A 25,807-nucleotide genomic window follows, 5' to 3' on the forward strand; every position below is an offset into this window, starting at 1 on the left:
GCCGCGGCTTCTTCTTGCCCATGGACTCCATGATGAACATCCTCCCGGAGCACAAGCTCCTGATCTCGGATGTCCGTCAAAACGGGGCAGGCCCAGGTCAGCGCGGCGCGGGTCAAGAGTCGGCTCGCCGATCCCGAAGGGACGCGCAGCGCTCTTGACGCGCGCTGTGGTGACCGGACAATCGAGCGACCAGGGGGACGGGGGCCAACCGCCGGCCTTTCCGGCGCCCACCAACCGTGCCGGTCGGTCGGGTCGGGTGAGCAGTTGAGGATCGGTCGCTCGCATAGGGCAGGCGCGGCGGAGGGTGTCGGCCGGAGGCCGTAAGCCCGGGCCGCGCTGCGCGCCGCTTGCGGCGCGCCTTGATTCTCAAAAGGTCAATCCGGCAGAAAGGTCGCCTGCCGTCGTGGCGCGATCCTCGAACGTGCGGCGGGCGGAGGAGGTCATGGATCGAGAGGCCCTGGATCAGAGAGCGGAGGATGCCTTGGAGCTCGCCGCGGTGCTTCCGGCGAGTGCTCAGAATCTGTTCCTAGCTAGCTCGTTGAAGGTAGTGGAATACGCGTCCAGGGCTTCTCGTGCGCGGACTGGATCGGCCCCGAAGAGCTCCCCTTGCAGCGGTCGCCATCTCGCCCCCTGCGATTGCAGTTCTTGCTCAAACTGCGTGATCGGATTCCCGTGCGAGTTCGCTGCTCGCCACGTAGAGCGTCCATACCATCGAGAACGTGCACGCCAGGCCGAGTTGGCATTGGCAACGTAGCGTTGCGTTGCGCAGTCCTGTGAAATGAGTCCGAGCATGACCTCGGCGCGATCGAACTCACTGTCGTAGGTGTCTTGATCGGGAAGCTGGTCAGCGAAGACGGGCCGCAGCAGGATATGTAGCCAGTCAGCAACTGGCGTGTAGTACTTGCCCCCTCGCCTCTCTCTGAAATGAGCGAGAGCCGTAGGCGCATCTTCATCCGCCCTGGCTGCCCGCGCGAGGACCTGCGGAACCCACTCTGCATTGCTGAACGGGCTATACGGATCTGTAGCTTCGATGAGCGGAACCTGCTGCTCCGAGTGTCGTTCCCGGATACTCGGATCGATGATCAGCGCCTTGAGATTGGCCCACGTGTTTGCGGCCGAGCAAGCGAGGCCAGCCGTTGCAATCGACGCGACGGCCGGAATATGCCGCAGGTCGAGGAGTGCAGTGTTGCCGCCCTCGACTTTGGTAGCAGCGTTGACGAACGCTCGCAGACCGCTAGCCCACGGAGCGAGCAGGTCTGGTGAGGCCCAACGCGATGCGACCTGAAGAGAGTGACAGAAGGCCTCAACCAGCGTCCAGTACCTCTGAGCAACACCGACGAGAGAGATGACCTGCTCGTCCCCGGTTCCCGCCAGCCCGTTGATTGGGAAAACGGCTGGATCTTTCATTGCGGTCAGAACCCTCTGCACTTCCTGTGAGACCAAGTCATCCAGCTCAATCCGCCGTGACGGATCGGGGAGCATGTCTTTGGTAAGTCGTTTCAGTAGCGCGGCCCTGTCCGCATCGACCACCTGCTCTACGGAGGCTAAGGCAGTGGCTGGACTGAGACGTGACTCACCCATGAGCCGCTGAATGGTTGTGGCCAGCGACGCCGCCTGAGCGGCGTATCCGTCACCGAACAGATCCACGTAGTTCAGATCGCCCAAGGACCGGCCAGCGCCGAGGTCCCAGTCTGGCAGACCGCCAGCGTCGAGGCGGACAGGGATGAGCCAGGTGCGCCCTGGCGGCATCTTCCGGAACTCCTCCACGGCCAGCGTCAGTTCCTCATTCATGTGCGACTTCGTCCGAGCACGGGAGCTGTCGGAGAAGCAAGCGAGAAAGACGAGTGACCCATCGCGGATTGCCTTCCGGATCTCCGACTTCCAGGCGTCGCCGGGCGCGAGAGAGGTCCGGTCTCGCCAGTAGGGAATCTGCGACACTTCGAGGATGCTGCATAACTTGTCGACTGCGTCAGAATCCTCGTGCACGTACGAGATGAATACGTGTTTGCTTGCGTCGTCGCTCGCCATTCCCTGAGTGTATTTATGTAGCCTGCATTGGGATAGTGCACGGCGATCCCCTGTACGCCCATGCGGTCACTCTGCGCGCCAGCGGAGTCCAGCTTCACGGGGTGCTGAGGAACTCACCGGCTGATCCAACCGCTTCCGGCACAGATGGGGCACGGCTCGTGTTCGGACTCGGTGACGACCTTGCTGTTCTTGATGCGGGTTTTCTGGACGACGGTGAACGACTTGCCCTTGCAGGTCGGGCAGAGCGGGCGCGATGGCGGCTTGTTTTTGGGCATGGCATGTCCGTTCGTCAGGGGTCTGGACATGGCCGCGCCCTTGCCCAGAGGTGTGAGGACGAGGCCAGGGCAAGGGCGCGGGGTGGTGGGCAGGGCTGGCGCGGATGCAGGGATCTGCACGCCAACCCCACCGATCATGGGAGCCGGTCGGGATTACCCGGCCGCCGATGAGGTGTTCCAGGCGGTCCTTCACCTCGACAGGATTCCCGAGGCCGGCGAAGTGATGGATGCCCGGGACGAGAACCGTTGTGATGTCCAGCGCGGTCACGTGCTGCACAAGGGCGTTGAAGGCATCCGGGGCGGTCGTCCGGTCCTCGACGTGAACGTAGGTGAGGGCATAGCCCCATTCGCCGGCGAAGCGGGCGACGTCGATCCTGAGGCTCTCTAGCTCGGAGTCGGTGATCAGGAGGCTTGCATTGACGTAGCCGACGGCCTGCGGCTTGGCGGTCATTGGTCGACCGCGGATGCGGCTTCGTTGGTCACGCGGAGGCTTGGGAACCGGCGGCGCATTGCCTCCTCGAAGCTCGCCGCTGTGTCAGTTTCGGAGATGTGGTCGATGACCAGGTGCTCACCGAGCCACACGCGCACCTGCCGAAACGGTCCCTCGACGGCTAGCGTGCTCATTGCGCCCGACCTCCGCCGCGGAGAATCAGCCCGAGAAGGATTCCGTCCAGGACGGCACCAGCGAATACGAGGAAAGAGAACGTGTCGTAACCATGATCTGCACCCATGTGTGGGCGAAGCGAGGGCTCCGGTAGCGGCTTCAGTGCACTACGTGATCAATCGTGGCTATGAGTGAAAGCGGCAACTTTCACAGCTTGTGAAAGTCTCGGCTGCCGGTCAGATGCCGGTCCAGGCGGCGTACCGGGTAAGCGCCTCGGATGTGTGACGCGATGTGTGGAGCAGGTCCATCACGACGCCTCGAACCAGTGGATGCCGGCGTGCTTGCCCTGGCGCGGCCCGCCGGGCGATCTGGAGATGCCGCAATGCCTGCTCGGGTACGTTGAGCCGTTGATAGGCACGGGCGAGATCGAAGTGATGATGACCGATGCGCGTCGGCAGCCAGCCGCGGGGAAACTGGACGAACTCGCCGAGGTGGATCGCGTGCGAGTAGTCGCCGAGCTCGATCATCGTGATGACTCGGTGAACTGTCACGTTCGTCGGCCCGAACCCGAACCAGAACGTTTCCAGATCCTCGCCGGTCAGGTCGGCGTAGTGGTCAGCCTCGTCGAGGTGCTCACGTACGGCGGACGCGTCCCCGGTCCGCGCGGCGAGGACGGCAGCGCCGAGGCTCAGCTGTCCCAGGGCGACCAACGCTCCTGGCGTCTGCGGGTCGGTCCCCTCGAGGTGGGCTCGTCCCGCGTTGTTGAGGTTCCAGCCGGTCTCGTAGTCGTGGCGACGCAGGTACGCCGTGACGCGCAGGTACTCACGAGCTGCACGCAAGGCCGGCGCTCGATCGCCCGACTGCGACGCGGCCCAGTCCATCCGGTTCAACGCGGTCAGCCACAGATCCGGGTAGCCGGCGGCAATCCCTACGGTGTGAGCACAGCGGTAGGCCTCGGCGAGCAGCCGCCACGCGTCAGCACGATCGGTGCCGGTCCAGGCGTTCGCCGCCGCATGGAGTTCGGCGTACAGCCCCGGAAGAACCGGGGCCATCGACTCGTACCGTGCCGCCTGACCGACGATGTGGCTCCTCGCACGGCTTCGCGAAGAACGTGAAGCGGGCAGGGCGTGTTGGTCTCGTCAGGGTCCAGGTCGTACAGGTCAAGCTGGGTCCGAACGCGCCCCAGCATGAGGCCCAGCCGCTCGTCTTGCGTGGCTTCAGGTGCCGAATCGCCGAGCAGTACAGGGACTTCGACACCGAGCACTCGGGCGCAAGCTGCGAGGAATCCCGGCGATGCTGGTCGACTACCGCTCTCGACCTTCGTCAGGAGGCTGTACGAGACACTCGCTGTCGACGCCAACCCCTGCTGCGTCAACTGCCGATGCTTGCGAAGCAGGGCGATCCGCTCCCCCACCTTTCCCGCATCGCCATACCTCGAATCTCCATGGCAAGCCGCTCCGCCGGGCGACCGTCGACAAGGTGCACGCCGTACTGCGGTGGGCATTCAACGACGCCGTGAACTTCGACGGTGGCCTATCGAGCAACCCGGCTGATCGCGCCAAGCCTCCCCGTCGTACTGCTCGACAGTCCGTCGAGGTCTGGACAGCCGATGAGCTTCGTCTGTTTCTCGGCCTGATGGCGGACCACAGACTTCGCGCGTTCTACCGGCTGGCGGCGTACACGGGCGCTCGGCGCGGGGAGCTGCTGAACCTCCGCTGGGCTGATGTCGACTGGAAAGCGCCGGCGGTTCGCATCCGCGGTTCGGTCGGCATCGTGGACGGCGAGCGGATCGAGGGCACGACAAAGGGCGGTAGGGAACGAACCGTTGGCATCGATCCCGACACTGTCCGGGAACTAAAGGCGCACAGACGACGCCAGATGGCCGACCATGCCAAGGTCGGGGAGGCATGGCCTGACACCGGACATGTCTTCACAACCGGGCTCGGAGAGCCGATCTACCCCGATACGGTCACGCAACTCATGGGCAAGGTCATCCGTGCGTACAACACGCCTGATCCGGCGGACCCGAGAAGGTGCCGGCCACGCCGCTCCCCCATGCCCGCCTGCACGACCTCCGGCATGTGCACGCGACCTTGCTACTCATCGCCGGGGTGCCGGTGCATGTCGTTGCTGAGCGCCTCGGGCACGCCGACCCGGCGATCACGCTCCGGATCTATGCGCACGTGATCCGGACCCACGCGGCCGGGGTCGCCGGCATCTTCGCCGCTGCGGCGGCCAAGTCGGAGTCTGCTAACGCCGAGCAGGACGAGGACGACGAGACTGACGAGGATGAGGGTCCGGAGGCGTCCGCGCTGGTGCCCAGTTAGCAAGCGCGTTAGCAAACCCGCACCATGAGCGGCACCACGAGGCAGCCGGAACATGCAGAACCCCAGGTCATGTACGCCGTGACCTGGGGTTTCTCCGTCTACCGGAGTGGAGCCGCCTGTCGGAATCGAACCGACGACCTTCTCATTACGAGTGAGACGCTCTGCCGACTGAGCTAAGGCGGCGGGTGCCGGGGAAGAGTGTAGCGGGAGTCGGGGGGTGATTCCGAATCGGTTCCGGGGGGAGGGGGTGGGGCTGTGGTCCGGATCACGGCTGCCGGTCGGCTCCGAGCGGGACCAGCCGAAGCGGGTGGGAACCGGGCGCGGACAGTGGGCGTCGGAGGGGTGCGGAATTAACGGGTGGAATAAATGCTGCGGGAAATGCGTTGACTTCACCTGCTGGTGTGGGTGAAACTATTGCCCGCAAGGACCAAAGACCTCGAGGAGACATCGTGTACGGCGCAAGCATCATGACGAAAGCCTGGCGGCGCGGCCGCGTGGCTTTGTCGGCGTGTCTGCGAACCGTCGATGAAAACTCCTTCGACCACCAGCTCAGCATCGAGCTGCCCCCGTGTGCAGGCGGCCCGCCTGGGTGATCTCCGAGTGGAGAGACCTCCAGGAGCCGTCTGAGCCGGGCACACGCCGGCGACCAGGCGGCTCTTTTGTTTTGCCTGCACAGTGCAATTCTCACGGTATTCACGAATACCGGTCCGCACAATTGACAATTACACAGTCATGCAATTTTCCAGCTGTAGGCCAGTGGCTAGGCCGCCTCATTTGGGTTGAGGAGATCGGAGGTTCGAGTCCTCCCAGCTGGACCAGGCGCCCGCAGGATGCTTGCTACCGGCCGAGCGGGCGCCGCAAGCGTGCCCTGTGACGGAAATCCGCAGTACATCCGGCGCAGGGCACTGAACGCCCGTGGCTCAACCGGACAGAGCACCGGCCTACGAAGCCGGGGGGTGCAGGTTCGAGTCCTGCCGGGCGTGCTGTGTCCGAGGCAGAAGCGGGCGATGCACCGGGACGTGGCCCCGGAGGAAGCGGGTTCGAGCCCCGCCGGACACCCTCGCCGTACGACGCGCTCACGCACAGTCGTCGGACGCGACACAACGCAATACCCGCGCGGCTCTGGCCCAACTGGGAGAGGCGCCTGGCTTAGGACCAGGAGGTTCAGGGTTCGAATCCCTGGGGCCGCACGCACCGACACCGAGAACACCTGAGATCGCCGACCTGGGGACGCCGGGTCGGGCACACTGGATGGGAGGAGGAACCACATGAGCGGTGTGATCGTCCTGAACGCCTCGTACGAGCAGCTGCATGTCGTGTCGATCCCGCACGCCATCCGGATGCTCGTCCGCGAGGTCGCCGTCGTCGAGGAGGCCCACGACGGCGCCAGCATCGGACCGTTCCCCCTCCCCCGCGTACTGCGTCTCGTCCGGTACGTCGTGATGAAGTGGCGGTACGCGTCCGGCCGACTGCAGTACACCCGCGCCGGCGTACTCAAGCGCGACAAGTACCTCTGCGCGTACTGCGGCAAGCCCGGCGCGAGCACGATGGATCACGTGGTCCCACGATCACGCGGCGGCCGCGGCGAGTGGCTGAACGCCGTCGCCGCACACTCCGAGTGCAACGAGAAGAAGGGCTCGCGAACACCGGAAGAGGCCGGCATGCCACTGCTGTGGCAGCCCTGGATCCCTTCCCGTGCCGAGTTAGCGCTCTGACGCGACACCCACCCGGTGTCGCGGCTGAGCGCGATGCCAGGTGGGCGATGGCGACCTACCCTCGGTTCTGACCCGAGGCCCCGCAGGTTCGACTCCTGCCCTGGCAGCTGTATGCCATCGACCAAGGAGGGAACTGTGGAGCTTCCGATCGAGCTGAGTGGGGCCAAGAGCTCCACCCTGATGTGGGCCCAGGAACAGGACGTCGACGCGAAGGCCCTGCAGCAGCTGCGGAACATCGCGGCGCTGCCGTGGGTTCACGGGGTCCGCGTGATGCCGGACGTGCACCTCGGCAAGGGCGCGACCGTCGGGTCCGTGATCGCGATGTACCAGGCCGTGTCGCCGGCTGCCGTCGGCGTCGACATCGGGTGCGGGATGGAAGGTGTCCTGACCTCGCTGACGGCCGCGGATCTGCCGGACGACCTGTCGCGGATTCGTTCGCGGATCGAGGCCGCCGTACCGGTCGGGTTCCGCTCGCACGGCGACCCAGTCGGCGTACGTCGGCTCGGGCTCGACCCGCGGCCGTGGGATCGGCTGTGGAGTGGGTTCACGAGCCTGCACGACGGCGTGCAGGACCGCGAGCGCAAGGCCAAGCAGCAGATGGGGTCGCTGGGCTCAGGCAACCACTTCATCGAGGTGTGCCTCGACGACGAGGACCGCGTGTGGCTGATGCTGCACTCCGGCAGCCGCAACATCGGCAAGGAACTGGCGGAGCGGCACATGCGCATCGCCCGGGAGCTCCCGCACAACGCGGACCTTCCGGACCGCGACCTGGCGGTGTTCCTGTCCGGTACGCCGGAGATGGACGCCTACCGCCGGGACCTCACGTGGGCCCAGGAGTACGCCGCCCGGAACCGCGCAGTGATGCTCGCGCTGGTGATGCAGGCGGTGCGGGAGTCGTTCGAGGTCGACGTACGGTTCGAGCAGCCGATCTCTTGCCACCACAACTACGTGGCCGAGGAGCAGTTCGACGGGCTCGACCTGCTCGTCACCCGCAAGGGCGCGATCCGGGCCGGCCTCGGGGACCTCGGGCTGATCCCGGGGTCGATGGGAACGGGTTCGTACGTCGTTCGCGGTCTCGGCTCGCAGCGTTCGTTCTACTCGGCCTCACACGGGGCAGGCCGACGGATGAGCCGCAACGAGGCGAAGCGCCGCTACACGGTCGACGACCTGGTCGCGCAGACGACGGGTGTCGAGTCCCGCAAGGACGCCGGTGTGATTGACGAGATCCCTGCCGCCTACAAGGACATCGACTCCGTCATCGCCGCCCAGTCCGACCTGGTCGAGGTTGTTGCCCACCTCAAGCAGGTCATCTGCGTCAAGGGCTGAGCAGCAGGCCGCCCGCCGTCGGCACGGAAGACGGCGGGCGGCGGCGTACCGACGAACGGGTAGTGGTCGGTCGGCGAGGCGGTCGCCAGGCGTGGCGGGCGTCTCGTCGCGCGGGGATCGAGGACCACTACCCGTTCTTGCGTACGCAACAAGGTGAGATCCGCCTGTGGGTAGGGGCAGCGGTTTGCTGAACCGTTGGTCGGCTGGCATGTCGGCTCGTGAGTTCGAATCTCACTCTCACCGCTGGGCGGCCGGGAAGGACCGGCCGCCCTGCCAACAACCAAGAAATGAGAGGAGGACCGGCTATGGCCGACCTCAGGAAGAAGCGGGTGCCCGGCGGTAGGACCGGTGCTCCGGTGAAGCAGGGGCATGCGTTGCGGCGGGTGCGGCTCGCCTGTGGGCATGTGCAGCGGGATCGGATCGCCCACGCGGGTGATCACGTCTGGTGCGAGGCCGACTGCTCCGACTGGATCCGCGTGGTCGCTGTCGAAGAGTAGTCACTCGGTTACGCCGCCCGCCGTCGTCAGGGGAGACGGCGGGCGGCACCAACGATCTCACCAGAACTCATCGCAACTTTCTCCACCAACTCACCATCGTGGCGGTTGTACAGGTCTGTCACCGCCGGCCGGGGGGCCGCGGGCGAGTGGGTGGGGAAATGCATGACGAGATGGTTACTGGTGCTCGGGCTCGTGACGGCGAGTCTCGCGGGTACCACCGGTGTCGCGACGGCTCGGACCGGGCCGGGGATCGCGATCGCCGCGGATCTGCCGGAGCCCGAGGCGGCGCAGTTCGTGCCCGGGGCAACGAACGTCGTGCCGGCGACCGCAGTGGCTGCGAAGAGTGCCCAAGCGATCACCACACCGACGGGCGGCACCTACACCTGCCCGGGCTTCAGCACGGTCGACGACGCGACGTCGCTCTCGTCCGTGATGCAGGACACCTACACGTGGGGCGGGTTCAAGCCCTACAAGGTTGGTGACGGCAACGGAAACATCAACTGGAAGCTGAACCCGTACAGCAACCCCAGCTGGTACATGTGGTTCCACTCGCTTCGTTGGCTCGGCCAAGGGATCACCGCGGCAAGCCTCGGCGACACCGCCGCGATCGACCACGTGACGACGATCGTCCACGACTGGGTCCGCGACAATCCCTACTCCTGGAAGGGTGACGTCGGCGCCTGGGAGTCGACGATGCACCGCACCAACGTGATCATTTGCACCCGGCAAGCAGTTCTCGCCGGACTGAACGTCACCACCCTGCCGACGCAGTACGCCTGGCTCGACGCGGCGCTGCTGGACCATGCCACGTTCCTGGTCAACAACTGGAGCGGTGCCTGGAACCACGGCACCGACGAGAGCATCGCGCTGTTCGGCGTCGGCTGCACGCTCGACCGCACCGACTACATGACGCTCGCGCAGCAGCGCCTCAACGCCGGTATCACCACCTCGATCGATGCCGAGGGTTCGACCAACGAACAGTCGACCGCGTACGCGCAGTTCAACTACTCCCTCTGGGGCCGTGCCGTCGACGTACTGCGGGCCTGCGGTGCCGATCCCGGTACGACGATCACCGCCCGCCGCGCGCTCCTGGCGAACTGGCTCGCGCTGGCAACGAACTCGCTCGGCAACCTGCACCAGATCGGCGACTCCGAGGTCGTCCGTACGGCGCCCGTCGCCGGCACCCCGCTCGAGTACGCCGGAACGCAGGGCGCGACCGGGGTCGCACCGACTGACCGCGTCGGGATGTTCTCCGCGGGCTACGTCTTCGGCCGCTCCGGATGGGGCAACTTCGCGGGCCAGTCGTCGTACAGCATCAGGTACGGGCCGACGCGACAGCTGCACGGTCACAGTGACCACACGTCGCTCACCTACACCGCGCGCGGCCGGGACATCCTGATCGACGGCGGTCACGCCGGCTACCAGAACGATGTCTGGCGGGCGTGGGCGAAGAGCCCATTCGCGAGCAGCGCGATGACGACGCCGCTGTCGGCCGACACGTTGCCCGCGACCAAGCTGACCCGGTCCCAGGTCAAGCCGGGGGCCGACTTCTTCGAGTTCTCCGACGTACCCGGGGCCGGCATCAGCCGCGTCCGCGCCGTACTCGTGCTGAGCAACCCGGACCTGGTCGTCACGCTCGACCGCGCCTCGTCGAAGACCGCGCAGCAGTTCCAGACGCTGTGGCACCTGCCCGCAGACCAGAAGGCGACCGTGTACTCACGGACCACCGCCCTCGCGTCGAAGGCGGGCGAGGACACCCGGACGATCCTGTTCCAGGTGCCGTACCGGCAGGCGTTGCCGCCCGGCGCGATCCTCCTGAAGCAGGCGCAGACGAATCCGATCCAGGGCTGGACCTACCCGAACATCAACACCCGCCTCTCGGCGCCGACGCTGATGTTCGCACGCTCCGGCACGACGTCGTCGATCCTGTCGTTCATCGCTCCCGTCAAGGCGACCGGCGCCGTCACGTACGCGACCCGCTGGTCCGGTACGACGTACGTCGTCGACCTGAGCGTGGCCGGCGTACGCACGTCGATCGGTATCACCGCAGGCGGCTCGCTGGTCCGCCTGACCTGACGCCGGGTCAGAAGGCTCGGAGGACCTTCCCGGGGTTGAGGAGGTTCTCCGGGTCGAAGGCTTGTTTGATGCGGCGGTGGAGCTCCAGACCGACCGGACCGAGTTCGGTCTCGAGCCAGCTGGCCTTGAGGGTGCCGATACCGTGTTCGCCGGTGATCGTCCCGCCGAGGCGAAGGCCGAGCTCCATCACCGCACCGAACGCTTCCAGCGCACGCTCTTCGGCCGCCGGGTCGTTGCGGTCGAAGACCACGGTCGGGTGCATGTTGCCGTCGCCTACGTGCCCTGGGCAACAGATCAGCACCTGGTACTTGGTGCCGATCTCGGCAATCCCGCGGAGCAACGCGACCAGCTGCGAACGCGGTACCGACACGTCGTCGATCAGCGTCGTGCCGAGCGGCTCCAGCGCGGAGTTCACCAGGCGGCGCGCCTCGAGCAGCATCCGCGATTCCTCGACGTCCGAGGCCTCCGCGACCTCGATCGCGCCGTGCTCCGCGCAGATCGCCGCGACGCGCGCGACGTCCTCGGCCGCGCGAGGCCCGCGATCGGACTGGGCGAGCAGCATCGAGCCGACATCGCCCGGAAGACCCATGTCGCGGTAGTCCTGGATCGCCCGCAGCGTCGGCTGGTCGAGGAACTCCAGCAACGACGGCCGCAGCCCCGACGCCATGACCGCTGCCGCAGCTGCGATCCCGTCCTCGATCGACCGGAACGTCGCCGCCGCGGTCAACGCGGCCTCCGGCGCCGGACGCAACGCGAGCGTCGCCTCGGTGACCACGCCCAACGTGCCTTCGGAGCCCACGATCAGCCGGGTCAGGTCGTACCCGGCGACACCCTTCGCCGCCCGCCGCCCGGTGCGGACGATCTCACCCGACGCCAGCACCACCTCGACCGCGCGGACGAAGTCCGACGTCACGCCGTACTTCACGCAACACAACCCACCGGCGTTGGTCGCGATGTTGCCGCCGATCGTCGACATCTCCCACGACGACGGGTCCGGCGGATAGAACAGGTCCTCCTCCAGCACGGCCCGCGACAGGTCGGCGTTCACGACACCCGGCTGGACGACAGCCACCTGGTCCTCGACCGAAACCTCCAAGATGCGGTTCATACGCGCCGTCGACAGCAGCAAGCAGCCATCGATCGCGTTGGCCGCGCCCGACAGGCCGGTCCGTGCGCCCTGCGTGACGACCGGTACGCCGAAACTCCCGGCCGCTCGCAGTACCTCGGCGACCTCGGAGGTCGAGGTCGGCCGCACCAGCACCCGTGGCACACCGGCCGGTGAGAACGTCGCGTGATCGTGCCGATGGCTGTCCAGCACATCGGGATCGTCGACGACCGCCGCGTCGCCCAACGCGGACCGGAGCCGGGCTACGAGCGCATCACTCATGCCTCATCCTGTTCGGCGAGCAGCCGCAGGATCAACTCCGCCCGCCGGACCCGCTCCCGCCCGAGAGCTTCCGCCGTACCGGCCAGGTGTGCGCCGACCGGGTAGATGTTCGGCGCGTTCCGCAGGCCCATCTTCAGGTAGACCGGCGCCGCGACGCGGACGATCTCCGGTACGTCGTAGAAGCGGACGTGGCCGCCCTGGTCGTCGGGGACCTCGATGTACATGTCGATCGGTACCGTCGTCACCGAGCGGATCTCCGCGAGCACCGGCACCGGCAGGTCGGTCGACACGTTCAGGCTGGTCGCCCCGAGACGCTCGTACAGCTGGGCGGTCGGTGCGTTCGGCAACGGCATCAGCACCGAGGTCTTCAGCACCAGATCCGCGGGCAGCTCGCCCTCGACCTTCAGCCGGCCCATGATCTCCAGCACACCGATGTCTCCGACCAGCAGACTCCGGACGCCGAGCTCCACGGCGCGGAACGCGTCGCACAACGACGCCGCGACCTGATCGTTGCCCCGCGCAACACCGCCGACAGCGGCCGAGACCTTGGCCTGACCACCGATGTCCCATGCACCACGCGGCCCGAGGAACAGGCAGACCTCGACGCCGGCGGAAGCGCCGAGGGACAGCATCTCCTCGATCTCGCCGTCGGTCAGCATCATCACGCCGCTGCCCTGCGACACCCGGTCGATCGTGATCCCGCGCGACTTCGCTTCCTCCAGCACCGCGGTCATCACCCGCGGCCCTTCACACGAAGGGATCTCGACCTTGTGCGGCGACCCGTCCGGGAACGTCCGGGTCGAGGTGTTCCCCGGCGCGAAACCGCGATCGGCGAGCAGGGCACGTGCTTCGCGAAGGTTCATCACTCGCTCCAAGGTCCGAGGCTCCCGGCCGACGTCAGGTCGCGCGCCGTACCGGTGATCTCCAGGTCGAAACGCTCGGCCGCCTCGCCGAGCAGGGCGGGCGTCACCATCAGTTCGTGGGGTGACAACGTGTCCCTGATCCGGGCCAGTCGCAGCTCGGACCAGTGCCGTCGCCCGCACATCGTCGCCGCCGCGAGTACGGCGGCCTCGTCGTCCTCCATCACCATCGGCAACCGGGAGCGCCGCGCACCGCCGGCGCCGGAGGTGAGCGCGTTCACGTAGCTCGCCCGCAGATCGATCTGCTCCAGCAACCGCGCCGGGATGACGTCAGCGAGCCCGAGGCCGGACGCGTTGCCGTGCGACGCCGGGGTCAACGAGTGCACGCTGATCGCCGCGATCGACGGCGACTCGAACTCGGGGATTCCATGCACCCAGCAACGACCGATGACGTTGGTGTCCATGCCGGCGCCGGACTTGTCCTTGCCCAGCTCATCGATCACCAGGACGTCGAGCTCGTCGAACGGCAACCGGCCCAGCATGCTGGAAGCCCTTTGCAGCAAGGCATTCTCGGCAGCTCCGGCGATTCCGTCGGCCTCGACGAACTCGACCGATGCAGTCTGATCGAGCGAGTTCTCCAGGATCGCGAGACCGCCGAGAATCTTGCCCTGTGCAACGACCATCCGGGCCGCCGCCTCGATGTTGCCGCCGAGCGACGGGATGCCGCCGGCGTGCAGTGAGGCGGCGCCGCGGTGGTTGCCGAGGCCGATCGCGAGGATCTTCGCGATCCCGCTCTCGATCTGGCCGTGGAAGTCCGTGTGCGGTTTGACCCGGTTCACCAGCAGTACGCCGTCGGCCTTGGCGGCGATCGCGTCGTGGTGGATCTCGGTGCCGTCGTCGAGCGTGCCGACGACCACGGTCTCCATCGTCGCCTCGATCGGGCAGCCGACGGACTCCGGCGTGATGCCCAGCCCTTCGAGCATCTCGCGCTGCCCGTCCGCTGTCGCGCCGCCGTGCGACCCCATCGCCGGGATCACGAACGGCGCCGCGCCGGCGTCACGCAGCCAGTCGACGGCGGCCTTCACCACCGGCACGAGATCGCGGATGCCCCGGCTACCCGCGGTCACGGCGATCCGCGCGCCCGGCATGATCCGCGAGCGCAGCGGCTCGAGCGCGGCCCGTGCGTCGGCGTACGGATCGGCCGAGGTCGGCACCTCCGACAGGATCCGCCGGATCGGCGTCACCTGCGGGAGGGTGCCGGACGGCCGCAGCCCGCGGACCGCTTCGAATGGTCCCCAGCTCATCAGTGACTCTGTCGTCCGACGGCCGAACCGGTGCGGCCGACCAGGAAGTCGAGGTCGCAGCCCTGGTTGGCTTGGGTCACGTGGTCCACGTAGAGGCGGGCCCAGCCGCGGTCGGTCGGTGGCGTCGGCGGTTGCCAGTCGGCCCGTCGCTTTTCCAGCTCCTCGTCCGGCACGTCCAGATGCAACCGTCGCGCCGGTACGTCGAGCTCGATCCAGTCACCGGTCCGTACCAAGGCCAGCGGCCCGCCCACGGCCGCTTCCGGCGTGACATGCAGTACGACGGTCCCGTACGCCGTACCGCTCATCCGCGCGTCCGAGATCCGCACCATGTCGTCGACGCCGATCTCTGCCAGCTTGCGCGGGATCGTCATGTTGCCCACCTCGGGCATCCCCGGGTACCCGCGCGGGCCGGCATTCTGCAGCACCAGCACGGTGTCCTCGTCGACGTCCAGATCCGGGTCCTCCACCGCCTTGTCGTACTCCTCGATGCTGCTGAACACCAGCGCCTTGCCGCGATGCCGGGACAGCCGCTCGGACGCGGCCGACTGCTTGATGACCGCACCGTCCGGCGCCAGGTTCCCCTTCAGTACGGCGGTTCCCGCGCCGCTGCCGAGCGGGTCGCCGACCGGCCGGATCACGGCGTACGTCTCGCTGCCAGCAGGCGCACCCGGGTACATCGCCTCGATCCGTTCGGCGTTGGCGACGTTCTCGCCGAGGGTCTTGCCGGTGACCGTGATCGCGTCGGTCTTGAGCAGCGGCAGGATCTCCTTCAGCACCGCGGGCAGGCCGCCGGCGTAGTAGAAGTCCTCCATCAGGTACTTCCCCGACGGCTGCAGGTCGACCAGCCACGGCACGCCGCGGGCCCACTCGTCGATGTCGTCCAGCGTCACGTCGACGCCGACCCGGCCGGCGATCGCGAGCAGGTGGATGACGAAGTTCGTCGAGCCGCCGATCGCGGCGTTCGACCGGACGGCATTCGCGAACGCGTCCCGGGTCAGGATGTCGCTGATCTTGAGGTCTTCCTTGACCATCTCGACGATCCGCTGCCCGGACTTCTGGGCGACCACGTACCGGCGGGAGTCGACGGCGGGGATGGCCGCGGCGCCGGTGAGCTGCAGCCCGAGCGCCTCGGCCATGCAGGCCATCGTCGACGCCGTACCCATGGTCATGCAGTGACCGTTGCTGCGGGACTGGCCGCCCTCGGCCGCCGCGAAGTCCTCGGCCGACATCCGGCCGGCGTTGAGGTCCTGCGTGAAGCGCCAGACCGCCGTACCGGAGCCGATGTCGCAGCCGCGGAATTTGCCGTTCAACATCGGGCCACCGGTGACCACGATCGTCGGCAGGTCGACGCTGGCCGCGCCCATGATCGAGCCGGGGGTCGTCTTGTCGCAGCCGGTCAGCAGTACGACGCCGTCGAGCGGGTTGCCGCGCAGCGACTCCTCGACGTCCATGCTGAGCAGGTTGCGGAACAGCATCGCGGTCGGCCGCAGCAACGTCTCGCCGAGCGACATGACCGGGAACTCCAGCGGGAACCCGCCGGCCTGCCAGACGCCGCGCTTGACCGACTCGGCGAGCCGGCGCAGGTGCGCGTTGCACGGGGTGAGCTCGGACCAGGTGTTGCAGATCCCGATCACCGGGCGGCCGTCGAAGGCCTCCTCGGAGAAGCCCTGCGACTTCATCCACGACCGGTGGATGAACCCGTTGCGGCCCTTCTCGCCGAACCAGTGGTCGAAACTCCGCCGGCCGATCGGCTGGTCCGGTTCGTCAACTGTCGGTTCGTCGGTCATCGCGTCACCTCGTCTGTGGTCACGGTTCCGTTCACCCGGCGGCTGATGCCGGCCGGGTTCGAGTCCTTGAGTACGTCGGGGAGCACGGCGTCGGGCGCGTCCTGGTACGCCACCGGGCGCTGGAACCGGCGGGCCGCCGTCACGCCGACGCTGGTGTGGATCGAGCCGACGGTCGACGGGAAGGGGCCGCCGTGGTGCTGCGCCCAGCTCACCGCGACACCGGTCGGCCAGCCGTTCCACAACACGCGTCCTGCTCGGGCTGTCAGCAGCGGCAGAAGCTCACGGGCAAGGTCGGCGTCTTCGTTCTCGGCGTGCAGCGTCGCCGTCAGGTTGCCTTCGAAGGCCTCGACAGCGGCCTTCAGCTCGTCGACGCCGTCGTACTCGACGACGATCGAGACCGGGCCGAAGCACTCTTCGAGGATCTCGTCGCGGCGGGCGAGCAGTTCGGTGACCGTGGTCTGCAGAAGGGTTGCGGCGCCGCTGGACCAGACGCGCAGGCCGTCGACCTTCTCGAGGCGGTCGAGGCCGGAGCTGAAGCCGTCCTTGATCCGGTCGTTGAGCATTGGGGCCTCGGCCACTCCCCCGACGGCCTCGACGAGCTGCTCCTGCAGACCGTGGCCAGTCGGCAGGAACAGCAGTCCGGGCTTGGTGCAGAACTGGCCGACACCGAGCGTGAACGAACCGACGTACCCGGTGGCGATGTCCTTGCCGCGGGCATCGATCGCGGCCGGCGTGACGAAGACCGGGTTCAGGCTGCCGAGCTCGCCGTAGAACGGGATCGGCTCCGGACGGGTGACGGCGATCTCGTGCAACGCCTTGCCGGCCGGAACCGAGCCGGTGAAGCCGGCCGCGGTGATGCGCGGGTCCTTCAGCGCGGTGACGCCGACGTCGAAGCCCGCGATCAGGCCGAACGTACCGTCCGGTGCTCCGGCGGTCTTCAGCGCCTCGATCATCACCTCGGCGGTCCGCGCGGACAGCTCCGGGTGTCCGGGGTGTGCCTTGACGATCACCGGGCAACCGGCCGCGAGCGCGGAGGCGGTGTCGCCACCGCAGACGCTGAACGCGAACGGGAAGTTGCTGGCCGCAAATACCAGGACAGGTCCGAGCGGGACGAGTACGCGCCGCAGATCCGGCCGCGGCACCGGCTTGGCCTGCGCGTCGGCGGTGTCGATGATGACTTCCAGCAACGAGCCCTCTTCGAGCACGTCCGCGAACATCCGCAGCTGGCCGGTGCTGCGGGCAACCTCACCGGTCAACCGGGCCTGAGGCAACGAGCTCTCGCGCATCGCAATCGGCACCAGCTCGTCGGACGCTGCATCCAATGCGTCGGCGACGGCGCGGATCCACCCGGCCCGCACGGCGGGCTCAGAGCGGGCGAAGACGGGAGCCGCAGCAGCAGCCGCAGCGAGTGCCTGCTCCAGCTCGGCCGGCGTGGTGTCGGCGGGAGCGGCGGCGCTAGTCGTCTCGACCGGGCCGGTGTCGGGGGTCATCGGGTTCCCTCCTGGTTGTCGGTTGCGAGGAACGCGAACGGTTCCCGGCCTACGGCCACGGTATTCGTGAGCGTGCCGACCTCGTCGACCGTGATCGTGATGATGTCGCCCGGCGCCAACGCGAAGTCGAGCTCCGGGACGATGCCGGTGCCGGTCGCGAGGATGACGCCGTCGGGGAAGTCGTTCGGCAGGAACAGCACGTCGATCAGGTCCTGTAGCTCCCGCACCAGCTTCGCCGTCGACGTGGTGTCCGAGAACACCTCCGCGCCGTCCCGCTCGATCACCAGGCTGATGGCGAGGTTCTTCGGATCGGAGACCTCCCACACCGGGCGGATCCCCGAAGCCAGCGCGCAACCGCCCGCGAACAGCTTCGCCTGCGGTACGTACAGCGGGTTGACGCCCTCGATCGAGCGCGAGCTCATGTCGTTGCAGACCGTGAACCCGACGATCTGACCGTGGCTGTTGGCAACCACCGCGAGCTCCGGCTCGGGTACGTCGTGCCCGGAGTCCGGCCGGATCCCGACCGGCTCGCCGTCCACGACGACCCGCCAGGCCGGCGCCTTCTGGAACAGCTCGGGACGGTCGGCGCTGTAGACCTTGTCGTACACCGACTGCTCGGTGCTCTCCTCCATCCGGGCGCCGCGCGACCGCTCGTACGTCACGCCCGCGCACCACACCTCGCCGCGCCCGTCGAGCGGCGGCAGGAACTTCAGCCCCTCGACCGGCTCGCCCTCCCCGACCTTGGCGACCGCTGCTTGCAAGTCCTCGAGCGGGAGTTGCAGCAGCTCCGCGAAGGTGTTGATACCGGTCAGTGACGCCACCGTGTCGCCGGTGCGCACACCGGGGATCGGGCGACCGTCCACCGGGGACAGATAACGGACGAGGTGCATGGACAGGCCTTTCACATTGATGTGCCGAGCAGACCGCGGGTGATCTGGAAACCGACATTGCCGGAGGCAACAGCCTTGGGAACGAGCCGCCGACTGGCGACGGCGGCGATGGTGTCGAGCCCGATCCGCGCCTGCTCGGCCGCGTCACCGGTAGCAACCGCGTCCAGGTCGTCGCCGTACGTCGCGACCGTCTCCGGGTCGTTGCTGAACTCAACGACCGGTACGAACCGCTGCGCCGACAAGGTGCCGCCGGCAACATGCGCGAGGATCTGCTGGACACCGGTCGCGCCGAACCCGGTCGCGGTCTCCATCCAGTCCGTCCCCGGCATCCGCATCACGTGCCAGCCCGGCTGCGCGAGCCGCTGCCCGTGCGCGACCGTCGGCCCGACCGGATCCGCCGACCCGAACGCCGCCGTACGGAAACCGTCATGTGCCAGCAGTGCGCCACGCGACGACAGTACGACGGAACCGCCCGAGCCAACGATCTCCCGACCGATCAGCGCGAACGCCTCGGCCGTCGCCTCCGAGAACGGCCCGCGCGCTTCCAGCCCGACGGTGAGCGCGCCGAGGTCCCCGCGCTCGTCGACCGGTGCGGCCAGCTGGAAGCTGCTGAACCAGTCCTTGACCTTGTTGCCGACGGCATCGAGGCCGCCGTCGGCCTGGATGCTCGCCCAGCCGAAGCGGGACGGATCGGCGCCGGCCTCGACCAGCCGCGAGCGGAAGTAGTCGTTGTGTGTCTTCTCGCAGCCGTGCTCGAGCAGCAGCGCCATCCGGGTGTTCGGGTGCAGCAGATACCCGAGCATGATCCGCGCGAATGTCTCCTCGGACGCGCCGCCGCTGCTGCCGCAGCCCTCGGTGTGCGGCAGCGCGACCATCCGCGTGACCGCGTCGCCGGCCCACTTCTCCAACTCCGCCTGGGCCGCGATGCGCAGCGCGATCTGGCCGGAGCAGAGACTGGTCGGCAGGATCAGGCCGGCTGCCTCGGGCACCAACCGGTCGTCGACTCGCAGAAGCTCCGTCGGCGTCCGGCTGTCGGAGGTGCGGCCGTGGAGCGGCAGGCCGTCGAGCGGAGCGTCGCGGTCCTCGGCCGGGAGGTCGGTGAGCTTGCGGCTCATCCGGCCGTCGGTGGTGATCGAGATGCCCTCGACCGGGCCCACCTGCTTCCAGTTCCGCCAGATCGACACCTGGCTATGGCCGGCTCGCTCGCCCGCGCTCTTCTCTCCCGAGGCCACTCGGATCGTGAGATCGAACGTCTCGGCGGTCAGGTCCGCCATCGGCGTGCCGGTCAGGTACTTGCCTGCGTCAACGTCCATCTCGGCGTGCAGCCGCTCGTACCGCGCGCTCGTCGTGACGAACTTGAGCGTGGGCACGAACGGGAAGTTGGTGATCGAGCCGTTGCCGGTGGTGAAGAAGATCAGGTTGCAGCCGCTGCCGATCTGGCCGGCGACCGATTCCAGGTCGTTGCCCGGGCTGTCCATGAAGATGTAGCCGTTGCCCGGCAGCGGTTCGCCGTACTCGATGACGTGGTCGAGCCGGACCTCGCGCGGAAGCTTGCGTGCGGCACCGATCGACTTCAGCACGATGTTGTACAGACCGCGGTACACGTTGCCGCCGGACGGGTTGCCCTCGGCCGTGTGGCCGTGCCAGCCGACGCGTTCCTTGAACGACTTGATGATCGCGAGGAAGTTCTTCGCCGTCGCGAGGTCGCGGACGTTCTTGAGCACGTACGGCTCGGCACCAATCAGCTCGTCGGTCTCCGCGAGGACCGCCGTACCGCCATGCCGGATCAGTTCGGCGCTGACCTGACCGGCCAGCGGGTTCGCCGAGATACCGGAGAACGCGTCGGAACCGCCGCACTGCAGCGCGATCTTGAGATCCGCCAGCGGGACCTCCTCCCGCTGCTGCGCATCGACGACCGGCAGCCACGGCTCGATCAGCGCGCCGGCAATCGTCAGGTCGTGCTCGAAGCCGGCCTTCCGGGTGAAGTACGCGTGCGGCACCTTGATCGACGGGTAGCCGTTCTCGGCCATGAAGTTCTTGATCGCCGCACCGGAGACGACGTCGCCCTCGGTGTCGACGATCAGGACCGCGCCGACGTTCGGGTTGAGCGTGAAGCCGGCCAGCGTGGCGAGCAGGAAGTGCAGGTTGTTCGGTACTTCGTCCTCGCCGCCCTCGGTGTGCGCCACCGGTACGACGCCGTCGCCCGCCGCCGCGCCGTCGAAGCGCCGCGCGAGCTCGGTGACGAACCCGCTGCTGCGTGAACTGGTCGCCATCAGTACGACGTGGTTGCGCGTGCCGGCCGGGCCCTGTTCACGCGGGTAGCCGAGGAACGTGCCCGGTTGCTCGACGCTGGTCACCTGGGCGCCGAAGTTCAGCGCGGACTCGTCCAGCTCGTACGGGTCGAGCGGCTCGTTGGTCGCGCTCGGCACCTCGGGCAGACCGTCGACGCCACGGGCGGTGACGGCGGCGAGGCTGGTCGGCGTACACACATAGTCACCGGGGACGAGGTCGCGCGAGGCGCGGGCGAACGGGGTGTTCCACGAGGTCAGCGCGGCGCCGGTGCTCGTCGGAGTGACCACGAAGCGGTGTCCTTCGAGCACGGTGTGTGGCAGCGTCACCGTCGTACCGCCCAGGTCGACCTCGGTGCCGGCCTCGAGCCGGCGGGAGGCGATCGCGACGTTGTCGCCCGGCTCGGGCAGCACGCCGATCTCTTCGAACCTCACCATTCGTTCGCGCCTTCCCATAGCTTGCTCCGGGCGGAATCGTGCATGATGCATGATTACCAGTGTTACCCTGCCGAAACCTGACCGGTGGGGTCAAGGGCGCGACCAGATTCCGGAGACAGCTGATGGCTGACGCGTTGGGGCCGATGCAGCCGGTATCACCGGCACCATCACCGGCACCGCCGGTGGACCGGCGGGTGCTGCGGCGGCAGATGCTCGCCGACGACGTGTACGAAGCCATCAAGACGATGCTGATGGACCACGTCATCCGGCCCGGCGCCCGGATCTCGATCGACGGTCTGGCGCGCGAGTTCCAGGTGTCGTCGACGCCGGTCCGGGAGGCGCTGGCGCGGCTGGAGTCGGAGGGTCTCGCGGTCAAGGAGCCGCTGAAGGGCTACCGCGCGACGCCGCTGTTGACGCTGGAGGAGTTCGACGACCTGTACCGGTTCCGCCTGCTGCTCGAACCGTGGGCGGCTCGGCGGGCGGCCGAGCTGATCTCTGTGGCGGGCCGCGAACAGTTGCGCTCCGAGCTGGCGAACGCGGTCGAGCCGACGTCGATCGATTATGCCGGCTACAAGTCGCTCACCGCGCACGACAACCGCTTCCACTCACTGATCGCGTCGCTGTCGGGGAGCGAGCAGGTGCGGTTGGCCTTCGAACGCACCCACTGCCACCTGCACATCTTCCGCCTCCACTACAACCGCGACATCGGCCCAGAGGTCCTGACCGAACACCGCATGCTGGTCGAGGCCATCACGTCAGGCGACCCGGCCGCCGCGGAGGCCGCCATGACCCAACACATCGAAAACTCAATGACCCTCCGCCTACGCCGCATCTACGAGTGAAACGCTTCCCGCTGGAAATCCCTCCAGTGCTGGCAGCGCACATCCTCGATCTGCACTGGGACCTTGAGCGCCTCCACGCCCTCGACCTGCCCACGGTCGATCTCCCTGTGGCCGACTTCGCCGACCACCTCGAGCTGCCGTTCTGGGCGTACGGCGGGCGGCCGTTCCAGGTCACGCCGCGGGAGGTTGCAGCGGATCCGGTGACGTACCGCGAGCAGTACGAACGCACCTTCACCGCCGACCTCCGTCACCCGATAGACGCCGTACGCCGACCCGACGGCCGCATCACCATCCTCGACGGCGTCCACCGCCTGCTCCGCGCCGAACTCGAGGGCCGCACTGTTGTCGCAGTACGCATCCTGCCGTGGGCGGACCTGGACCAGATCGCTACTTCGTGATCACCAGGGCGTCGCCGACCGGACGTTCGCCGGCCGCATCCGATGGCGTGCTCAACACCTTGCCATCAGCAACCATTGTCGTGGAACCGCCGCCGTCCAGGTTGATCGCCTCGGTGAGGTGGAAGGACTTGGCGACGGCAGCAGCTTCGGAGATTGAGAGGCCGAGGCTGTTGACGTTGCGGCCGTCGGCGGTGATCAGGACGGTGCGCCCGTGGTCGTCGACGCCGGCGATCGTGCGCGGGTTCCGCTTGTGGACCCAGCCGTAGTAGAAGCTCGCCGTGTCCTGCACCATCCCGTCGGCCGCCGCGGTCGCGTGGATCCGCCCGTCACGGACCAACTCCGGTCCGCCGTTCACGATCGTCGTACGGCGGGACAGCGGGACCGGTCGACCGCGCTCGTCGAGCAATGTCGAGCGGACCGTCAGTGGCTTGCCGACTCGCGCAGCAGCCAGCAACGGGGCCACGAGGTTGCCGATCGCCTGCACGGTGCGCCCACCCTCGGGGATCGCCCCGCCGCGGGTCGTCGTACGGACCGCGATCACGATCCCGCGCCGGTCGAGCACCACCTCGGCGCCCGGTCCGCTCGGCGTGGCGACGCCGTACGAGTCGTCGAACGCGACCAGTTCATCCGCGTCGGTGCAGGTCGTGTCGTGCATCGGCTTCGCGGTCGGCAGGTCGTCCGCCGTACCGCCGCAGTTGCGGATCAGCCCGGGAACCCGGTTCAGCCCGTCGAGCGGCAGCGCCTTACCGACGCCCTGGACGGAGCCGCGCCAGGTGAACCGGTCGACGGAGGTACCTCGCGGGCCGAGCACGAGGGCCGGGCGGCCGTTGGTCGGTTCGCTGACCAGGCGCCCGTCGTACACCCCGACGCCGGCCGGATCCCCGGGCGCTCCGGACTTCGGATCGAGGACGAAGAAGCCGGCGTTGATCGCCGCGGTCGCGCCGGTCAGGGTCGCGAGCGTGCTGGTCGTTTCGCGCTGCTCAATATCCGAGCCGTACGTCGCATCGAGCGTGCCGCGGAACTTCTTCGGATCGACCGTCAGGACCTGCACGTGCCACGGACCGGTCGAGCCGGCGATGTCGTCGGGCTCACCGTCCCAGCCCGTGTAGAGGCTCGATCCGCTGAGCCCGGCCGCAATCACCTTGGTACGCAGGGCGTCGGCGTCCGCCTTGTTCGCGAACAGCCCGAGGCGAACGCGGTACCCGAGACTGCCCCCGCCCGCATCGGCGAGTCGAGGCGTCGGCACATCCTCGACACGGGGCTCGAGGCCCGCGGCGCGGAGTTTGTCGGCAGCCTTGTTCGCGCCGGCCTGGTCGGAGATCGCAGCCGCGGGCGCATCGGGATCGGGCGAGGATGAAGGGATCGCGATCTCAACGGTCCAGCCGGCGTTGGTGTCGGTCTGGCCGCGGACGATCGTCGTCAGCGTGACACCCGGCTGGAGCGCGCGGGTGTCGCGGGTCTCGGTGAGATTGTCCGGGCCGAGCGGCAGATGCTGCGTCGGCGGGGTGGCGACAGCAGTCGTGCCACCGAGGGTCAGGGAAAGGCAGAGGGCGGACAGGCCCAGACGTCGCAGGGTCATAGGACGTTCCTACGTTCCACCCTCGCCTGCTGCAACCTGAGCGGAGCGTCGCGTTCTTGAACAACAAACGTCACTCCGGCGCTGCAAAGCTAACCTCGGTGAGATGCGGATCGATCGGTTGGATCACCTTGTCCTGACGGTTGCGGACGTGGACGCGACCGTCGACTTCTACCAGCGGGTGCTCGGGATGGAGCCGGTCACCTTCAAGGGCGGTCGGCGAGCACTGACCTTCGGCACCAGCAAGATCAACCTCCACCAGGCCGGCCACGAGTTCGAGCCCAAGGCCGCACGCCCCGGACCTGGGACCGCCGACCTGTGCTTCATCGTCGACGACCCGATCGAGCAGGTGCAGGCCGAGCTCGTCCAGCACGGCGCCCAGATCGAAGAAGGTCCGGTCGAGCGCACTGGCGCGACCGGACCAATCCTCAGCGTGTACCTACGCGACCCCGACCAAAACCTGATCGAGCTCAGCAACTATCTCTAGACCGGGGCGTCGCCGTGGTCGGGGATCTCGAGCTGTACGCCGCCTTGCAGGGCGGACTGGTGGGCGAAGATGCCGGGCAGGGTGTAGCGGGCCGAGACCCAGGCGTTGATCGGCGGGAGGGTCTTGTCGGCCACCGCGCGGACGAAGTCGTCGGCGAGGAAGTGGTGGGAGCCCTCGTGGCCGTTGTGCATGCCGTCGAACTCCTTCGGCAGCCGGCTGCGGTCGTGCACCGGGGACAGGCCGGAGCGGAACGCGTCGCGCAGCGCCGGGTCGACGTTCGCCAGGTCGGCGTCGTCGAGTGAGCTGCTCGGCTTGGTCTCCATCAGGTGGGAGACGTCCTCGACGCCTTCCTTGTTCTGCCACAGGGTCGTGGTGGCGAGCTGCTCGAAGCTGCCCTCGGTGCCGAACACGCGCAGCCGCGACTCGCGGATGTGCGACGGGTACCCGACGCGGCGCATCTCGTTGGTCCGCATGATGCCGCCGTCGGCGAGCTTGAACAGCGCGGTCGCGTTCGAGAAGTCGTTGTTGAACTGGCTGACGTCCTTGTCGAAGACGCCGTCGCCGCGGTCGTCCTTCACCCCGATCGCCGACACGTGCGTGGCGTGCTGACCGGTCACCGAGAGAACGTTGCCGACGGCATGCGTCGGGTAGAGCAGCGGCGGGAACGACGCGGTCTTCTTCCAGTCGTCGCCACCGGAGTACTGGTACGCCGCGTAGAACCCGAGATCCATGTCGTGGACGTAGTCGCCCTCGGAGTAGAACACCCGACCGAAGGCGCCCTCGGCGAGCTTCTGCCGGCAGTACACCGACGACGGGTAGTAGAAGCTGGTCTCGCCCATCATGTAGGTCAGGCCGGTCTCCTTGACCAGCTCGATGATGCGCGCGATCTGGTCCGCCTCGATCGCCATCGGGACCGTCGAGTACACGTGCTTGCCGGCCTCGAGCGCCTTGATCGCCATCTCACCGTGCAGCCAGCGCTGGGTGAAGATCGCGACCGCGTCCAGGTCGGACTCGAGCATCTCCTCGAACGACGCGTGCGTGACCGCGATGCCCTGCTTGGCGGCCATCTCCGCGGTCCGCTCCGGGATCACGTCGGTCAGCCGCACCTCGGACACGTCCGGGTGCGCGGACCACAGCCGCAGGAACGAAGGAGCAAACTGTCCGGCGCCAACCACGCCGATGCTGATTCCCATGCCGACAAGGCAATCACAC

Annotated in this window: 21 protein-coding genes, 6 tRNA genes and 2 pseudogenes; 14 read left to right on the forward strand and 15 right to left on the reverse strand. The window is 67.8% G+C overall.

Features of this window, described 5'->3' with window-relative positions; all coding sequences use genetic code 11:
* Positions 1–513 precede the first annotated feature (513 nt).
* From ABT313_RS39180 to ABT313_RS39200, 5 genes and pseudogenes are all read right to left on the reverse strand, one after another.
* Complete coding sequence (locus ABT313_RS39180) at positions 514–2,028, reverse strand: toll/interleukin-1 receptor domain-containing protein (RefSeq protein WP_350864998.1); 1,515 nt, start codon at positions 2,026–2,028, stop codon at positions 514–516.
* Between the two features lie 66 nt (positions 2,029–2,094).
* Positions 2,095–2,754, reverse strand: a complete 660-nt coding sequence (locus tag ABT313_RS39185) for a hypothetical protein (protein ID WP_350865001.1) — start codon at positions 2,752–2,754, stop codon at positions 2,095–2,097.
* Positions 2,751–2,927 (reverse strand): hypothetical protein, encoded by a 177-nt coding sequence (locus tag ABT313_RS39190; RefSeq protein WP_350865004.1) that lies wholly within the window; start codon positions 2,925–2,927, stop codon positions 2,751–2,753. The genes ABT313_RS39185 and ABT313_RS39190 overlap by 4 nt, the downstream gene beginning before the upstream one ends.
* A 216-nt stretch (positions 2,928–3,143) precedes the next feature.
* The gene (locus ABT313_RS39195) at positions 3,144–3,959 is read right to left on the reverse strand and encodes a hypothetical protein (RefSeq protein WP_350865007.1); all 816 of its coding nucleotides are present in this window, start codon (positions 3,957–3,959) and stop codon (positions 3,144–3,146) included.
* Between the two features lie 203 nt (positions 3,960–4,162).
* Positions 4,163–4,411: pseudogene (locus ABT313_RS39200) on the reverse strand (helix-turn-helix domain-containing protein); the annotation flags it as partial.
* An 11-nt stretch (positions 4,412–4,422) separates the two neighbouring features.
* Between ABT313_RS39200 and ABT313_RS39205 the strand changes: the two are divergent.
* Together ABT313_RS39205 and ABT313_RS39210 are read left to right on the forward strand one after the other, a co-directional pair.
* Positions 4,423–4,911 (forward strand): annotated as a pseudogene (locus ABT313_RS39205) (tyrosine-type recombinase/integrase); the annotation flags it as partial.
* 29 nt (positions 4,912–4,940) lie between these two features.
* On the forward strand, positions 4,941–5,234 hold the full coding sequence (locus ABT313_RS39210; RefSeq protein WP_350865008.1) for a tyrosine-type recombinase/integrase: 294 nt from the start codon (positions 4,941–4,943) through the stop codon (positions 5,232–5,234).
* A gap of 107 nt (positions 5,235–5,341) precedes the next feature.
* Here ABT313_RS39210 and ABT313_RS39215 read toward each other — a convergent pair.
* Positions 5,342–5,417, reverse strand: a tRNA-Thr gene (locus ABT313_RS39215).
* A gap of 559 nt (positions 5,418–5,976) precedes the next feature.
* Here ABT313_RS39215 and ABT313_RS39220 point away from each other — a divergent pair.
* The 9 genes from ABT313_RS39220 to ABT313_RS39260 all read left to right on the forward strand — a co-directional run bounded on the left by ABT313_RS39220 (position 5,977) and on the right by ABT313_RS39260 (position 10,848).
* Positions 5,977–6,052: transfer RNA gene (locus ABT313_RS39220), tRNA-Pro, on the forward strand.
* Positions 6,053–6,143: 91 nt separating this feature from the next.
* Positions 6,144–6,217: transfer RNA gene (locus ABT313_RS39225), tRNA-Arg, on the forward strand.
* 133 nt (positions 6,218–6,350) lie between these two features.
* Positions 6,351–6,424: transfer RNA gene (locus ABT313_RS39230), tRNA-Leu, on the forward strand.
* A 78-nt stretch (positions 6,425–6,502) separates the two neighbouring features.
* Complete coding sequence (locus ABT313_RS39235; RefSeq protein WP_137256356.1) at positions 6,503–6,949, forward strand: HNH endonuclease; 447 nt, start codon at positions 6,503–6,505, stop codon at positions 6,947–6,949.
* Between the two features lie 34 nt (positions 6,950–6,983).
* A tRNA-Gln gene (locus ABT313_RS39240) sits at positions 6,984–7,056 on the forward strand.
* A gap of 28 nt (positions 7,057–7,084) precedes the next feature.
* Positions 7,085–8,275, forward strand: coding sequence for an RtcB family protein (locus ABT313_RS39245; protein ID WP_502884057.1), 1,191 nt, complete (start codon positions 7,085–7,087; stop codon positions 8,273–8,275).
* 152 nt (positions 8,276–8,427) lie between these two features.
* Positions 8,428–8,518: transfer RNA gene (locus ABT313_RS39250), tRNA-Ser, on the forward strand.
* 62 nt (positions 8,519–8,580) lie between these two features.
* The gene (locus ABT313_RS39255; protein WP_350865012.1) at positions 8,581–8,772 is read left to right on the forward strand and encodes a hypothetical protein; all 192 of its coding nucleotides are present in this window, start codon (positions 8,581–8,583) and stop codon (positions 8,770–8,772) included.
* 162 nt (positions 8,773–8,934) lie between these two features.
* On the forward strand, positions 8,935–10,848 hold the full coding sequence (locus tag ABT313_RS39260; RefSeq protein WP_350865015.1) for a heparinase II/III domain-containing protein: 1,914 nt from the start codon (positions 8,935–8,937) through the stop codon (positions 10,846–10,848).
* Positions 10,849–10,855: 7 nt separating this feature from the next.
* On the opposite strand, the gene ABT313_RS39265 is transcribed toward ABT313_RS39260, so the two are convergent.
* From ABT313_RS39265 to ABT313_RS39295, 7 genes are read right to left on the reverse strand one after another with little or no spacing between them, the layout of a single operon-like run.
* Entirely contained in the window at positions 10,856–12,235 is a 1,380-nt protein-coding gene (locus ABT313_RS39265; RefSeq protein WP_350865018.1) for an FAD-binding oxidoreductase, read from the reverse strand.
* A complete protein-coding gene (locus tag ABT313_RS39270; protein WP_350865021.1) occupies positions 12,232–13,098 on the reverse strand; it encodes a U32 family peptidase in 867 nt (288 codons plus the stop codon). The genes ABT313_RS39265 and ABT313_RS39270 overlap by 4 nt, the downstream gene beginning before the upstream one ends.
* Entirely contained in the window at positions 13,098–14,399 is a 1,302-nt protein-coding gene (locus ABT313_RS39275) for a nickel pincer cofactor-dependent isomerase, group 22 (protein ID WP_350865023.1), read from the reverse strand. The genes ABT313_RS39270 and ABT313_RS39275 overlap by 1 nt, the downstream gene beginning before the upstream one ends.
* On the reverse strand, positions 14,399–16,186 hold the full coding sequence (locus tag ABT313_RS39280; protein WP_350865025.1) for an IlvD/Edd family dehydratase: 1,788 nt from the start codon (positions 16,184–16,186) through the stop codon (positions 14,399–14,401). Before ABT313_RS39280 ends, ABT313_RS39275 begins: the two co-directional genes overlap by 1 nt.
* The gene (locus tag ABT313_RS39285) at positions 16,183–17,676 is read right to left on the reverse strand and encodes an aldehyde dehydrogenase (NADP(+)) (RefSeq protein ID WP_350865028.1); all 1,494 of its coding nucleotides are present in this window, start codon (positions 17,674–17,676) and stop codon (positions 16,183–16,185) included. The genes ABT313_RS39280 and ABT313_RS39285 overlap by 4 nt, the downstream gene beginning before the upstream one ends.
* Positions 17,673–18,566, reverse strand: coding sequence for a fumarylacetoacetate hydrolase family protein (locus tag ABT313_RS39290; protein WP_350865031.1), 894 nt, complete (start codon positions 18,564–18,566; stop codon positions 17,673–17,675). Before ABT313_RS39290 ends, ABT313_RS39285 begins: the two co-directional genes overlap by 4 nt.
* Positions 18,567–18,577: 11 nt before the next feature.
* Positions 18,578–21,292 (reverse strand): UxaA family hydrolase, encoded by a 2,715-nt coding sequence (locus ABT313_RS39295; RefSeq protein ID WP_350865034.1) that lies wholly within the window; start codon positions 21,290–21,292, stop codon positions 18,578–18,580.
* 122 nt (positions 21,293–21,414) lie between these two features.
* Here ABT313_RS39295 and ABT313_RS39300 point away from each other — a divergent pair, with 122 nt between their 5' ends.
* A complete protein-coding gene (locus tag ABT313_RS39300; RefSeq protein ID WP_350865037.1) occupies positions 21,415–22,134 on the forward strand; it encodes a GntR family transcriptional regulator in 720 nt (239 codons plus the stop codon).
* A 26-nt stretch (positions 22,135–22,160) separates the two neighbouring features.
* Positions 22,161–22,532, forward strand: coding sequence for a ParB/Srx family N-terminal domain-containing protein (locus ABT313_RS39305; protein ID WP_350865040.1), 372 nt, complete (start codon positions 22,161–22,163; stop codon positions 22,530–22,532).
* On the opposite strand, the gene ABT313_RS39310 is transcribed toward ABT313_RS39305, so the two are convergent.
* Complete coding sequence (locus ABT313_RS39310) at positions 22,522–24,111, reverse strand: phosphodiester glycosidase family protein (protein WP_350865043.1); 1,590 nt, start codon at positions 24,109–24,111, stop codon at positions 22,522–22,524. The genes ABT313_RS39305 and ABT313_RS39310 overlap by 11 nt on opposite strands.
* A 103-nt stretch (positions 24,112–24,214) precedes the next feature.
* Here ABT313_RS39310 and ABT313_RS39315 point away from each other — a divergent pair, with 103 nt between their 5' ends.
* Complete coding sequence (locus ABT313_RS39315; protein WP_350865046.1) at positions 24,215–24,595, forward strand: VOC family protein; 381 nt, start codon at positions 24,215–24,217, stop codon at positions 24,593–24,595.
* Here ABT313_RS39315 and ABT313_RS39320 read toward each other — a convergent pair.
* Complete coding sequence (locus tag ABT313_RS39320) at positions 24,592–25,788, reverse strand: Gfo/Idh/MocA family protein (protein ID WP_350865048.1); 1,197 nt, start codon at positions 25,786–25,788, stop codon at positions 24,592–24,594. The genes ABT313_RS39315 and ABT313_RS39320 overlap by 4 nt on opposite strands.
* Between the last annotated feature and the right edge of the window lie 19 nt (positions 25,789–25,807).

Origin of the sequence: Kribbella sp. NPDC000426 (assembly GCF_040300265.1) — a bacterium.
Lineage (GTDB): Bacteria > Actinomycetota > Actinomycetes > Propionibacteriales > Kribbellaceae > Kribbella.